Source organism: Gluconacetobacter johannae, assembly GCF_014174305.1.
Taxonomy (GTDB): Bacteria; Pseudomonadota; Alphaproteobacteria; order Acetobacterales; family Acetobacteraceae; genus Gluconacetobacter; species Gluconacetobacter johannae.
In genome coordinates, this window is the sequence record NZ_JABEQH010000005.1 from 179,058 (window position 1) to 191,804 (window position 12,747).

Genomic DNA, 12,747 nt, shown 5'->3' on the forward strand with positions numbered 1-12,747 from the left:
GTCAGGCGCGGAAGGGCGCGAATTCGGGGTCGGTCGCGAAGACGCTGTCGTAATAATCGCGATGTTTCAGGTGCCGGGCCGCGTCCTCGTCGATGATGGCCAGGCTGTCCGGGTGGAAGTGCAGGGCGGTCGCGCTGACCATCGGGGTGACCGGCCCTTCCACCGCCTGCGCCAGGATGTCGGCCTTGGCCGACCCCGTGGCGACCAGCACGACCCGCCGGGCTTCCAGGATGGTGCCGACGCCCATGGTCAACGCCCGCCGGGGGACGGCGTCGATGTCGTCGTCGAACAGAGCGGCGTTCTGCCGCCGTGTGCCGGGGGCCAGCGTGATGTCGCGGGTGCGCGAGGTGAAGGGCGACAGGGGTTCGTTGAAGCCGATATGCCCGGTTTCGCCGATGCCGACCAGTTGCAGGTCGATGCCGCCCGCCCGGCGGATGGCGTCCTCGTACCGGGCGGCCTCGGCCGCCAGGTCGGTGGCTGATCCATCCGGCAGCATCGTGTTGCCGATGGGGATGTTGATGCGCGAAAACAGACGGTCGTTCATGTAGGTGCGGTACGAATGGGCGCTGCCGGGCGGCAGGCCGATATATTCGTCGAGGTTGAACGTGCGGCAGCCCGAGAAGTCGAGGGCCTCCGCGCGGCTGATTTCGACCAGCGCGTCGTAGACCCGCTCCATCGTGCGGCCGGTGGCCAGCCCCAGCACGCAGTCGGGCCGGGCCTTGAGCAGGTCGGCGATCAGGCGCGCCGTCAGGGCCGCCACCGCCCGATCGTCATTTCGTACCACCAGTTTCATGCGCGTCTGTCCCCGGACCGTTTCGCCGTGCCGAATGGATAATAGGTCTTTCCATGGACTGGACACACCACCTGCGGCAGATGAACCTGGCCGCAACCGCCACGGAGGAGAACCGACCATGACCGATCTTCAGGGGCGGCTTGTCCTGCCGGACCGGGTGGTGGCCGGCACCCTGTCGTTCGACGGGGTGATCCGGTCGATCGACGAGAAGGGCGAGGCGTCCGGGCGCTACATCCTGCCCGGCTTCATCGACGCCCATGTGCATGGCGGCGACGGCGCCGATACGATGGATGGCGTGGCGGCGATCCGCCGCCTGTCGCGCTTTCATATGGCGCACGGGACCACCACGATCCTGCCCACCACCATCACGCGCCCCTGGCCGGACGTCATGGACGCGCTGCGGGCGGTGGCGGAGGTGCGGCGGGATGGGTTTGCGGACGGGGTCGGGCCGGCCGTTCACGGCGCCCATCTGGAAGGGCCGTTCGTCAGCCCGCATCGCCTGGGCGCGCAGCCGCCCTTCGCCATCGCGCCGGACCCCGCGCATGTGCGCGCGGCGCTGGAGGTCGGGATCGTGCGGGTGGTGACCCTGGCGCCCGAACTGGACCATGCCGACACGGCCATCGAATCGTTTGCCGCGGCGGGCGTGCGCGTCAGCATCGGCCATACCACCGCCGGCTTCGAGCAGACCGAACAGGCGATCTGCCGGATCTGCAGCGCGGGCGGCACGGCCGGCGCGACCCATCTGTTCAACGCCATGGGCGGGATCGAGGGCCGCCGGCCCGGACCGGCGGCGGCGCTGTTCTGCAGCGACGCAGGCTATGCCGAACTGATTTTCGACACGCATCACGTCCATCCCGGCAGTTTCAGGCTGGCGCACCGGGTGATGGGCGAGCGCCTGCTGTTCGTCACCGACGCGATGCGCGGCGCCGGCCTGGGCGACGGACCCAGCCAACTGGGCGGACAGGACGTGATGATCCGCGATGGGGTCGCACGGCTGCCCGACGGCGTGCTGGCCGGCAGCGTCCTGACCCTGGACGTCGCCCTGCGTAACGCCGTGCGGGCGGGGACGCCGGTCACCGAGGCGGCGGCCCTGGTCAGCGGGAATGCCGCCCGCTATCTGGGCCTGGACGATCGCGGGGCCCTGCGGCCCGGCCTGCGGGCGGATTTCGTGGTGATGAACGCGGCGTTCGAAATCGAGGAAGTCTGGGTGGAGGGCGTGCGCCGGCGGTAGCGCGGCGGGGCGTTATTGCGGCACCAGCGGGGCCGTGGCCTGCCGCGTGGCGCGGCCTTTCAGGACATGCAGCCCGAACAGCAGGATATAGAGATAGGCCGGAATCATGATTCCGGCGAAGACGGCCTGGAAATCGTGGCCCTGCTTCAGGGCCACGAAGATCTGCGGCAGGACGGCCCCGCCCGAGAACGCCATGACCAGATAGGCCGATGCCCGCCCCGTGGCGCTGCCCATGTCCCGGATGGAAATCGGAAACAGGGTGGGCATAATCATGGCGTTGGCCAGCCCCAGCAACGCCACGCAGGCGACGGAGGCATAGCCGGTGCTGAGGAACGCGCACACCGTCAGCAGGATGCCGGTCGCCGCGGACGCGACCAGGCAGCGTTCCTGCGACAGCAGGCGGGGCACGCACAGCAGGCCGCCGACATAGCCGAGCATCATGGCTGCCAGCGTCAGCGAGGTGAAGAATTTGGTCGTATCCAGCGGCAGGCCGAAGCCTCGGCCATAGGTGCCGATGGCGTCGCCCGCCATGACCTCGACCCCCACATACAGGAACATGCCCAGCACGCCGAACAGCAGGCGCCCGCGCGGCGCGGCGGTGGTCGTTTCGGCACGGGCGGGCGCGTCCAGCGCAATGTCGGGCAGGGACGAGCGCCGCACCCACGCCGCCGCCAGCAGCAGGATCAGCGCCATGCCCAGATAGGGCAGGTAGACGGCATGGGTGAAGCCGTCCAGGATCCGGTCGCGCGCGACGGGGTCGGTCGTGGCGCGGATCCGGTTCGCGACCCCGCCGATGTCGCGCATGACCAGCAGGGCCAGGGCGATCGGCGCGACGATGCCGGCGAACTTGTTGCACACGCCCATGATTGCAATGCGCTGGGCCGCGCTTTCGATCGGGCCGAGGATGCTGACATACGGATTGACCGTGATCTGCAACAGCGACAGCCCCGCGCCCAGCACCACCAGGCCCCCCAGCGCGCCGGGGTACCAGCGCAGGCTGATGAACTGGCCGAACAGGACCGCGCCCGCCGCCATGACCACCAGCGCCAGCGCCAGCCCCTTCTTCAGCCCCGTCCGCGCGGTGATGAACGAGGCCGGGACCGGGAACAGGAAATAGGACAGGTAGAACACCAGCGGGACCAGGAAGGCGCTGACGTCGCTGATGTCGAACGCGACCTGCACGAACGAGATCAGCGGCCCGTTCAGCCAGGTGACGAAACCGATCATGAAGAACAGGCCGCCCAGCATGACGATGGGCAGCCAGCCATACGGGCCGGCGGGGCTTTGGAATCGGGCGGGCATGGGGTGGTCGGTCTTTCGGTTCTGCGTGGGCTGCCAGGGAGTGTGCCTCTCCTGCCGGGAAAAGTCTCTCCACTTCTGAAACGGGGACCGTTTGTGCTTCCGAACAATCCCTATAAAGACAGGGGAGGTAGGGAGAGGCCGATGACAGGAAACGACGTTCGCACGCACCGCCCGAAGCGGGCGCCGATGCGGGGCCGCAACCATGCGCGGCGGGGCCGTGCCATGTGGGGCGCGGGCGTCGCACTGGTGGCCCTGCTCTCGGCCGCCGGCGTGGCCCGGGCGGCGCCGGCGCTGATGCCGTATCCCGCGTCCGTCCGGTTCGACGCCGGTAGCCTGTCCATTCCGGAGGGTGTGTCGGTGACCTGGGAGGGCGCGCGGACGCCAATGCTGGAACGGGCGGTCGGGCGGTTCAGGGCGCGCCTGGCGGCGCTTGGCGGCATTCCGGCGCCGGCCGCCGACGCGCCGGCGGCGACGCAACTGCATATCCATGTCGGCGCCGACCCGGCTTACCTGAGCGTCGCCGCGCGCGAGGGGTACAGGCTGACGGTCGACGTGCACGGGATCGACCTTGCGGCCGACGGGCCGGCCGGCGTGCTGCATGGGCTTGCCACCCTGCTGCAACTGGTGCGGGCCGGCCCGCAGTCCCCCGCGATCGCCTTCGCGCGGATCGACGATGCGCCGCGCTTCGCCTGGCGGGGTGTCATGATCGACGTCGCGCGGCATTTCATGACGATCGAGACCCTGAAACGCCAGATCGACGCCATGGAACTGGTGAAGCTGGATGTGCTGCACCTGCATCTGAGCGACGGCCAGGGATTCCGTGTCGAAAGCCGCGTCTTTCCCCGGCTGACGACGGTGGCGTCCCATGGCCAGTACTACACGCAGGAGCAGATCCGCGACCTGGTCGCCTATGCGGCGGACCGGGGGATCCGCATCGTGCCGGAATTCGATACGCCGGGCCATGCGTTCGCGCTGCTGCTGGCCTATCCCGACCTGGCGTCGCAGCCGCCGGCGCCCGGCGACCGCCATCAGGTCAATGTGGCGGCGATCGACCCGACGCTGGAAGGCAGCTATCGTTTCCTGCGCCGGCTGTATGGCGAAATGGGGCATCTGTTCCCCGATCCCTATTTTCATGCCGGCGGCGACGAGGTCTCGGCCACGCAATGGACGAAGAATGCCGCGATCGCCGCGTTCATGCGGCAGAACGGTTTCGCCACGCCGCAGCAATTGCAGGCGGCATTTACCGCGCGGATCCAGAAGATCCTTCACGATCAAGGCAAGATCATGATGGGGTGGGACGAGATCACCGAGGCGGCGATCCCCGGCAATGTCGTCATCGAGGCCTGGCGCGGGTCGAAATTCATCGCGTCGGCCACGCGGGCGGGACATCCGGTGGTGGTGTCGGCGGGCTATTACCTCGACCTGCTGCAACCCGCGTCGGAACATTATCTGGTCGATCCGCTGGACCCGCAGGCCAACGGGCTGACGCCCGAGCTGGCGGAAAAGCTGCGCCCGAAACTGGGCGCCATGGTCGACGCCCTGAAGCTGGACCCGTCGGCGACGATGAGCCCGGCCCAGGACAGGCTGGTGATGGGCGGCGAGGCCCCGCTGTGGACCGAGGTCGTGACCGACGAGATGCTGGACGCCCGGCTGTGGCCCCGGTCCGCCGCCATTGCCGAGCGGTTCTGGTCGCCGGCGTCGGTGCGCGACGTGCCCGACATGTATCGCCGGCTGGCGGTTGTGCAGGACGAATTGTGCGTGACGGGGTTGCAGGCCCAGGCCAATCGCTATCGCATGGCGGCGCGGCTGTCGCCCGGCAACGCAGGGCCGGTGCTGACCCTGGCCGATGCGACCAGCCCGATCCGGCATTACGGCCATAATCATCCTGTCTCCCACGGACCGAACGGGCCGGTCGTGCAGCAGATGAACACCCCCAGCGACATCGCCGCGCCCGACAGTGCCGGGGCCGAGCGGTTCAACGACCTGGCGCGCCGTTACGTGGCCGGCGACCGTTCGGTGCGTCCGGTGCTGGAGGCCATGCTGACCCGCTGGCGCGACAATGACGCGGCGTTCCAGGCGGTGTCGGCGGGGCGTCCGATCCTGGAGGACGCCCGCCCGGCCTCGCAGGAGCTGAAGGCCCTGGCGCAGGCCGGTCTGGACGCCCTGGCGGGACGGAACGGCAAGGACTGGCGGGCCGTGACCGGCGCCCTGCTGGCCCGGCAGGATCAGGCGGTGGCGGCGTCGGCCAACATGGTCGTCAGCCACACGGTGGCCCAGCCACCGGCGGATCTGTTGCAGGACATCACGCCGGGCGTCCGGACCCTGGCGGGGCTGGACTGAGGCCCCGTGACGGCGGCGTCGTGTCGCCGCGTCATGTCGGCCAGATCGGGGGGCTCGGTCTCGAACGATGCGGTGCCGTGTTGGACGTGCCAGCCATAGATCGCGGTGATGGCAGGCAGGTCCGCGATCGCCGCCGGCCGGACGGTGGGGCGGGAGGTCGTGTTCAGAATCCTACGACGGGATGCGGGATGTAGGGGGCCTCCAGCGCCGCGATCTCGGCATCGTCCAGGGTCAGGGAGAGGGCGGCCAGCGCGTCGTCCAGGTGGCCGGGTTTCGACGCGCCGACGATCGGCGCGGTGACGCCGGGCTGTTGCAGCAGCCAGGCGAGGGCGACCTGCGCGCGCGGCACGCCACGGGCCTGCGCGACGCGGCCGACCGCGTCGATCGTCGCCCGGTCGGCCTGGAGGGTGGCGGTATAGAGGGCGCGCGTGACCTTGTCGCTTTCCTGCCGGATGGTGCTGTCGCGCCAGTCCCGCGCCAGCAGGCCGCGCGCCAGCGGGCTCCAGGGCAGGATTCCGATCCCCTGGTCGCGGCAGAAGGGCAGCATTTCACGCTCTTCCTCGCGGTTCAGCAGGTTCAGATGGTTCTGCATGGACACGAATTCGGTCCATCCGTTCAGCCGTGCGGTATAGATGGCCTTGGCGAACTGCCAGGCGTACATCGAGGACGCACCGATATAGCGCGCCTTGCCGGCCTTCACGACATCGTGCAGGGCTTCCATCGTTTCCTCGATGGGCGTGTGAGGGTCCCAGCGGTGGATCTGGTACAAATCCACGTAATCGGTGCCCAGGCGGCGCAGGCTGTTGTCGATCTCGCCCAGGATGGCGCGGCGCGACAGGCCGGAGCCGTTCGGGCCGTTCCGCATGGGGAAAAACACCTTCGTCGCCAGCACGATCTCGTCGCGCCGGGCAAAATCGCGAATGGCCCGGCCGACGATTTCCTCGGACGTGCCGTCGGAATAGCTGTTGGCGGTATCGAGGAAAGTGATCCCGGCTTCCAGCGCCTGGCGGATCAGGGGGCGGCTGGCCGCCTCGTCCAGGGTCCAGGAATGGGTGCCGCGATCCGGGATGCCGTAGGTCATGCAGCCCAGGCAGAGGCGGGGAAGCTGAAGGCCGCTACGGCCCAGTCTTGCATACTCCATGGCGGCGGTCCCTTGCTTCGGGCGTGTCGGCCCGGTGGCGGATGGATAGCTGGCGGAAGGCCAGCAGAACGATCCCATCCCTGTCAATCATACCCTGTCAGGCGCCCCCTGCCGGACGCCGTCGGCGACATGCCGGTCGAGCATATCCGTGAAGGCGGAAAAGAGTTTTCGCATTTGCGGCAGTTTGTAAGGGAACAGTTCGACGGGATCCATGTCGTGCACGATCATCGAAACGCCGGCTTCAAATACCAGCAGCTTGCCATCCTGTGTTTCCGCGCAGTCCATGACGAAGTAATCGAGGGCCAGACGGCGTGCGAGTTCGGTCAGGGCTTCCTGATGGCGGAGGCCGAATTCCGTATCGAAATGCGTCATGAAACGCTCTTCCTCGACGCGCTTTTCGGCCGAGGCATGCATGTCGGCGTTGAGATACCAGATCGCCCATTGATCCGAGATGGCCATGTGGCACGCGAACGCCCGCCCGTTGACGAAGACGATCCGATATTTGCGAAACAGTCCGTCAGTGTTGCTGTAATCCGTAAACGGCGACAGGAAGAATTCCGCACCGTCCTGATTTTCCATATAGGCCTCGACATCACGGGCCTGCGTCAGCCGTTCCAGCCCTTTCCCCGCATGCGAGCCGACCGGCCGGGCAATCAGGGGAAACGGCATGGCATCCGATGGCGACGATCCGCTGCCAAGCGCCAGAAGTTCCGCCCGGGAGACACGCTCCGTCGGATTGATATGCAAGCCCTTCACGTCCTGAAGCAGTAAATAGAGGCGGTCGCGATCCGTTTGCCGGATCCTGTCGGGAAGATTGAGGAAGGGGCGCGGCCAGCGGCCGGCGAGCGATCCGAGTTGCGCGAGGCATTCCGCCGTTTGCTCGTCGTCGGAAATCGTAACGATGGCGATGTCGTGGTCCGGGATCAGGTCTTCGACGGGTCGTCCCGGCAGGACATACAATACGATCAGTTCGATATCGGAACCAGAAACGAGAAATTCGATCGGCGTATTGCCGCCGATATCAAGGGGCGCCGCAAGTGCCAGAACCCGCATCCGCGGATGTGCCGGCGCGCCTGATATGCGATAACATTGGCACTGCGCGAGCGCCTCGTCCTGGATCTGCAATCCTAGGGCGCGATTCCCGGATATCTGTTCGATCACAGCCAGATCCATGGCAGCCCCCGGTTCGTTGCGCCGCGCCTTCAGAGTCTCGTGAATCGACGAGATATCGCGACCCTGCATCGCCGCGCGAACGAGAGGGGCGATGCCAATCCTGTCGCAAATCTGGAGGTCGGAACGAAGCCTGAGAGCCAAAATCGAGATCCTTTGCATAGGCGCGGCGCGCCCCCGCCTGTCCGGCCGCACTATAGCCGCGCCTGGCGTCGTTATGAAACCGGCCGGGCGGAGTTGGCGGGACAGGTGGGGTGTTGCCCGAGCCCTTGGGGAACCCGAGATTTTATGACCGCTGAAGCGCCCTTCACGACGCGGAGGGGTATTACGCCCTGGCGACGCCGAAGATGTCCTGAAGCTGGCGGGCCATGATCGTGGCGTCCACATCCTGCCCGAACCACAGCCTGACGCTGATGACGCCCTGGTTCACCAGCATGCCCAGCCCGTCGAGCGTGGTGCAGCCCCGCGCCTCGGCCGCGCGCAGCAGCGCCGTGCGCGGCGGGTTGGGGATGACGTCGGCGACGATCATCCCGTGGCGCAGGCTGTCCGGGTCGATGTCGGGCATGGCCTGGGCGTCGCCAAGCCCGACGGATGTCGCATTAATCAGCACGTCGACATCCCGTGGAATCGCGAACCGTTCGGTCCAGGGCAGGAACATGGCCTCGGCGGCTGTCCTGTCGTTGATAAGCGCCGCGATGTCCCGGCCGCGCGCGGCGTCGCGGTTGACGATCGTCAGGCGGCGCGCGCCTGCCAGGGCCAGTTCCACGGCGATCGCGCGTGCCGCGCCGCCTGCGCCCAGCAGGCAGAAATCCTTGCCCTTCGGGTCGGTCACGCCCGAGAGGGAGTCCAGGAAGCCCTTGCCGTCGGTGTTTTCGCCGGTCAGCTTGCCGTCGCGGATGACCACGCAATTGACCGCCCCGATGATCGCGGCGGACTCGGCCAGCGTATCCAGATGCGCCAGCACCGCGATCTTGTGCGGGATGGAACAGTTGAAGCCGGCCCACCCCATGGCCACGGCGCCCCGGATGGCGTCGGCCAGTCCGTCGGCCTTCACGTCGCAATTGATATAGCGGGCGTTCATGTCGTGATGCCGATAGGCGGCCTCGATCATCGCGACGGTCGGGTTGTCGGCGCAGGGGGTGGAGAAGGACCCTGTCAGCGCGGCGAGGAACGTTTGGGACGACATGATGAAGGTCTCCTGAAAACGCGGGAGACGGCGCGGAAAATCTCGTCGTCTCCGGTCGGCCGGCAGGATTGCATAGCTATGCAGGAATGTCACCCGCCATGGCGCGTACTGCCGCGTTCGACCAGCCGCGCGGGAACGTTCAGCGTGCGTCCACCCGCCGGCCCCGGCGGCCCGGCCAGGGCCGTGGCCAGCAGGTCCAGCGCGGCCGCCACCATCCGGTCCACCTGCTGGTCGAACGACGTCAGGTCGTAGCTGTGCCACGCCGCCTGCGGGATATCGTCATACCCCATCACCAGCACGTCGCCGGGGACGGACAGGCCGCCCGCCTGGCGCAGGGCATCGATCGCCCCGCAGGCCATCAGGTCGTTGCCGCAGAACAGCCCGTCCGGCGGCGGGGACACCGACAGCAGGCGGCGGATGGCGTCATATCCGCCCTGATAGGTGTCGGCGCCCTGCATCGTCGCGGCGGGAGCCAGGCCATGGGTCGCCAGCCGTTCCACGAAGCCCCGGCCGCGTTCCTGCGACGCCGCGTTGGCGCGGGGGCCGGCCATCCAGGCGGGCCGCCGGACGCCGCGATCGGCCAGCAGGTCGGCGGCATCCCGCCCCGCCGCCCGGTTGTCCGAGCGCACGGTGGAAATCCAGGATGACGTCAGGCGGGAATTGAAACAGACGATGGGAATCCGCAGGGCGGACAGCGCGTCGGCGGCCCGCCGCGTGCCGACCGCCAGCGCCGTGACGGCGGCATCGACCCGATAGCCCGCAAGCTGGTCCAGCGCCGCGTCCAGCGCCAGGGAATCCGCGACCTGGACCAGCAGCACATGCAGGCCGATACCGCGCAGGGCGACGGCGAACCGGTCCAGGACCGTGGCGTAGAACGGGTTGTCCAGCCCGCCGACGATCACCCCGACCATGTGCGACCGGCCGGACAGCATGATGGCGGGAATGCGATTGGGGCGGTAGCCCAGTGTCGCGGCCGCCGCCAGCACCTTTTCGCGCGTGCGGGCGGACACGCTGCCGTCGGGCGAGAAGGTGCGCGACACGGCGGATTGCGAGACGCCGGCCAGCCTGGCCACGTCGGTGGACGATACCGGGCGGATGATTGGGCCTCCTGCCGGAGTCAGGCCGCCGCCGAGGGGGCGGTGGCGGGAGGGATGGTCGCCGGGCGGGCGTACATGTCCCCCCAGTCCTTGAGGGCCATGATGACCGGATGCAGCGTGCGTCCCCGGTCGGTCAGGCTGTATTCCACCCGAGGCGGAATTTCGGGATGGATCGTGCGGAGGACCAGCCCGTCACGTTCCAGTTCACGCAACTGCGTGGTCAGCATGCGTTGCGTGACATTGGCCAGGCGGCGGCGCAGTTCGCTGAAGCGCATGGTGCGTTCGAACAGATGGAACAGGATCACGCCCTTCCATTTGCCGTCGATGAATTGCAGCGCGGCCTCGACCGCGCAGCCGGGCGAGCAGTCGAGGCGGACGTGGCGGGTGCGGGGCATGGCGGTATCATTTCCGATACTATGGGTGCGGCATGTGCGTTCTTGCGCCGGCAAAGCATAGGGGTGCATCTGGATGCAGGACAAGAAGGAGAGCCCTGCCATGCGTGCCGTCGGCTATCAGAAATCCCTCCCGATCACGGCCGATGACGCCCTGGTCGATATCGAACTGCCCCGGCCCGAAATTTCGGGCCATGACATTCTCGTCGCGGTCCGCGCGGTGTCGGTCAATCCGGTCGACACCAAGGTGCGCCTGCGCGCCGAACCGGCGGCCGGGGCGTGGAAGGTGCTGGGCTGGGATGCGGCCGGGGTGGTCGTCGCGGTCGGGCCGGAGGTGACGCGCTTCGCGGTGGGGGACGACGTCTTCTATGCCGGGGCACTGGGGCGGCAGGGCACGAATGCCGAATTCCATGCGGTGGACGAGCGGATCGTCGGCCGCAAGCCGCGTTCGCTGGACTGGGCGCAGGCGGCCGCCCTGCCGCTGACGGCGCTGACGGCGTGGGAAATGCTGTTCGACCGCCTGGATATCCGCAGGCCCGTGCCGGGGGCGACCCCCGCGATCCTGGTCGTCGGCGGGGCAGGGGGCGTGGGGTCCATGGCCATCCAGCTGGTGCGCGGGTTGACCGACCTTGCGGTGATCGCCACCGCGTCGCGGCCGGAAACGGCATCATGGGTCGCCGGACTGGGCGCGCACCAGGTCATAGATCACACGCATCCGCTGGCGCCGCAGGTCGCGGCGCTGCCGACCGGGGCGCCGGGATTTGTCTTTTCCACCACCCGGACCGACCGGCACCTGGCGGATATCGTGGAACTGCTGGCGCCGCAGGGCCATATGGGCCTGATCGACGATCCGCCGGCGCTCGACATCCTGCCGTTCAAAGGCAAGAGCCTTTCGGTGCATTGGGAATTGATGTTCACCCGTTCGACGTTCCAGACTGCGGACATGTCGGCCCAGGGCGACATTCTGGATGAGGTCGCGCGGCTGGTGGATGCCGGCGTCCTGCGGACCACCCTGTCGGAACGGGCCGGCCCGATCACCGCCGCCAATCTGCGCCGGGCGCATGCGCTGATCGAAAGCGGCAGGGCGCGCGGCAAGATCGTGCTGGAAGGCTTTGCCTGACGGACCGGCGGAGCGGCGGATCGGCGGAGGACGGGCCACATATGAAATTCGTCGTTCTGGCAGGTCTTTTTCTCGTTCTTCTGGATGCGTGCGCCCCCGTCGCCCCACCCCCACAGTGCGCGTCCTGGCCGGCCGGGGCGATACCGGTGTACCTGGTCGATCGGGGGTGGCATACGGAAATCGGCATCCCGGTGCAGGCGCTGGACGGGCCGCTGGGCGTCTATCGCGCGGTGTTCCCCGGGGCCAGGACCATCCTGTTCAGCTATGGCAAGAAGACGTTCTTCACCGCGCCGGCGTCCAGCGTGCGGGAATATCTGATCGGGCCATTTCCCGGCCCCGCCGTCATCCAGACGATCGGCCTGTCCACGACACCGCCCGAGGCCTACGGTGCGGACAAGACCATTGTCTTTCCGATCTCGGACGAGGGCGCGCGCCGGCTGTCCGCCTTCATCTGGGACGATCTGGTCGTTCGCCCTGACGGGCCCCGGCTGGTCGCCGCCCGCCGTCATCCTGCCAGCCTGTTCTATGCCGCGCGCAGCACCTACACGCTGATGCATACCTGCAACGGCTGGGTCGCCGAGGCGCTACGGGCGGCACAGGTGCCGATTTCGGCGCAGGGAGTGGTGTTCGCCGGGCAGGTCATGGCGCGCGGCGCGCGTGCCGAACGCAGGATGTGTCCGGCGTCCGCCGCGCCCGTTCTCCCGTAACCCGCAGGCTCAGAGCCTGTTTGAAAATGCGCGCTGGCGGCGATCCGACGCGCATTTTCTGCGCTCCGATGCTCACGGCCGATAAGGCCGCTCCGCTTCGGTGCTCAAAAACACACGCCGGGCGCTTCACTGCGTTCCGCTCTCGCTCGCCAGCCCACATTTTCAAACAGGCTTGTCTTATGCATTCCGTGTCGCTGCGTGCGACAAAGGACTGATTTTTCCGGGGTGGCCACCCCGGAAAAATCAGGAAGGGGACGGGTCGGTGACA

The 12,747-nt window shown here is 68.0% G+C and carries 11 protein-coding genes; 4 read left to right on the forward strand and 7 right to left on the reverse strand.

Translation table 11 applies throughout. The annotated features are described in order from the left end of the window. Window position 1 precedes the first annotated feature (1 nt). Window positions 2-793, reverse strand: coding sequence for a glucosamine-6-phosphate deaminase (gene nagB / locus HLH21_RS05170; RefSeq protein WP_182941983.1), 792 nt, complete (start codon window positions 791-793; stop codon window positions 2-4). 118 nt (window positions 794-911) lie between these two features. On the opposite strand from nagB, the gene HLH21_RS05175 reads away from it, so the two are divergent. Beyond that, complete coding sequence (locus HLH21_RS05175) at window positions 912-2,024, forward strand: N-acetylglucosamine-6-phosphate deacetylase (RefSeq protein ID WP_182941985.1); 1,113 nt, start codon at window positions 912-914, stop codon at window positions 2,022-2,024. Between the two features lie 12 nt (window positions 2,025-2,036). Here the strand turns inward: HLH21_RS05175 and gluP are convergent, their stop codons facing one another. Next, complete coding sequence (gene gluP, locus HLH21_RS05180) at window positions 2,037-3,326, reverse strand: glucose/galactose MFS transporter (RefSeq protein WP_182941987.1); 1,290 nt, start codon at window positions 3,324-3,326, stop codon at window positions 2,037-2,039. A gap of 141 nt (window positions 3,327-3,467) precedes the next feature. Here gluP and HLH21_RS05185 point away from each other — a divergent pair, with 141 nt between their 5' ends. Next, window positions 3,468-5,666, forward strand: a complete 2,199-nt coding sequence (locus HLH21_RS05185; protein WP_246379253.1) for a beta-N-acetylhexosaminidase — start codon at window positions 3,468-3,470, stop codon at window positions 5,664-5,666. A 163-nt stretch (window positions 5,667-5,829) separates the two neighbouring features. Here the strand turns inward: HLH21_RS05185 and HLH21_RS05190 are convergent, their stop codons facing one another. From HLH21_RS05190 to HLH21_RS05210, 5 genes are all read right to left on the reverse strand, one after another. Next, window positions 5,830-6,807, reverse strand: a complete 978-nt coding sequence (locus HLH21_RS05190; protein WP_182941989.1) for an aldo/keto reductase — start codon at window positions 6,805-6,807, stop codon at window positions 5,830-5,832. Window positions 6,808-6,894: 87 nt separating this feature from the next. After that, a complete protein-coding gene (locus HLH21_RS05195; RefSeq protein ID WP_220789687.1) occupies window positions 6,895-8,121 on the reverse strand; it encodes an ATP-grasp domain-containing protein in 1,227 nt (408 codons plus the stop codon). 181 nt (window positions 8,122-8,302) lie between these two features. Beyond that, window positions 8,303-9,163, reverse strand: a complete 861-nt coding sequence (gene aroE / locus HLH21_RS05200; RefSeq protein WP_182941993.1) for a shikimate dehydrogenase — start codon at window positions 9,161-9,163, stop codon at window positions 8,303-8,305. Between the two features lie 89 nt (window positions 9,164-9,252). After that, a complete protein-coding gene (locus HLH21_RS05205; RefSeq protein WP_264811829.1) occupies window positions 9,253-10,236 on the reverse strand; it encodes a LacI family DNA-binding transcriptional regulator in 984 nt (327 codons plus the stop codon). A gap of 44 nt (window positions 10,237-10,280) precedes the next feature. Next, a complete protein-coding gene (locus tag HLH21_RS05210; protein ID WP_182941995.1) occupies window positions 10,281-10,655 on the reverse strand; it encodes a winged helix-turn-helix transcriptional regulator in 375 nt (124 codons plus the stop codon). 100 nt (window positions 10,656-10,755) lie between these two features. Between HLH21_RS05210 and HLH21_RS05215 the strand changes: the two genes are divergently transcribed. Together HLH21_RS05215 and HLH21_RS05220 are read left to right on the forward strand one after the other, a co-directional pair. Next, the gene (locus tag HLH21_RS05215) at window positions 10,756-11,772 is read left to right on the forward strand and encodes a zinc-binding alcohol dehydrogenase family protein (RefSeq protein WP_182941997.1); all 1,017 of its coding nucleotides are present in this window, start codon (window positions 10,756-10,758) and stop codon (window positions 11,770-11,772) included. A 41-nt stretch (window positions 11,773-11,813) separates the two neighbouring features. Continuing rightward, a complete protein-coding gene (locus HLH21_RS05220) occupies window positions 11,814-12,479 on the forward strand; it encodes a DUF2459 domain-containing protein (protein ID WP_182941999.1) in 666 nt (221 codons plus the stop codon). Window positions 12,480-12,747 lie beyond the last annotated feature (268 nt).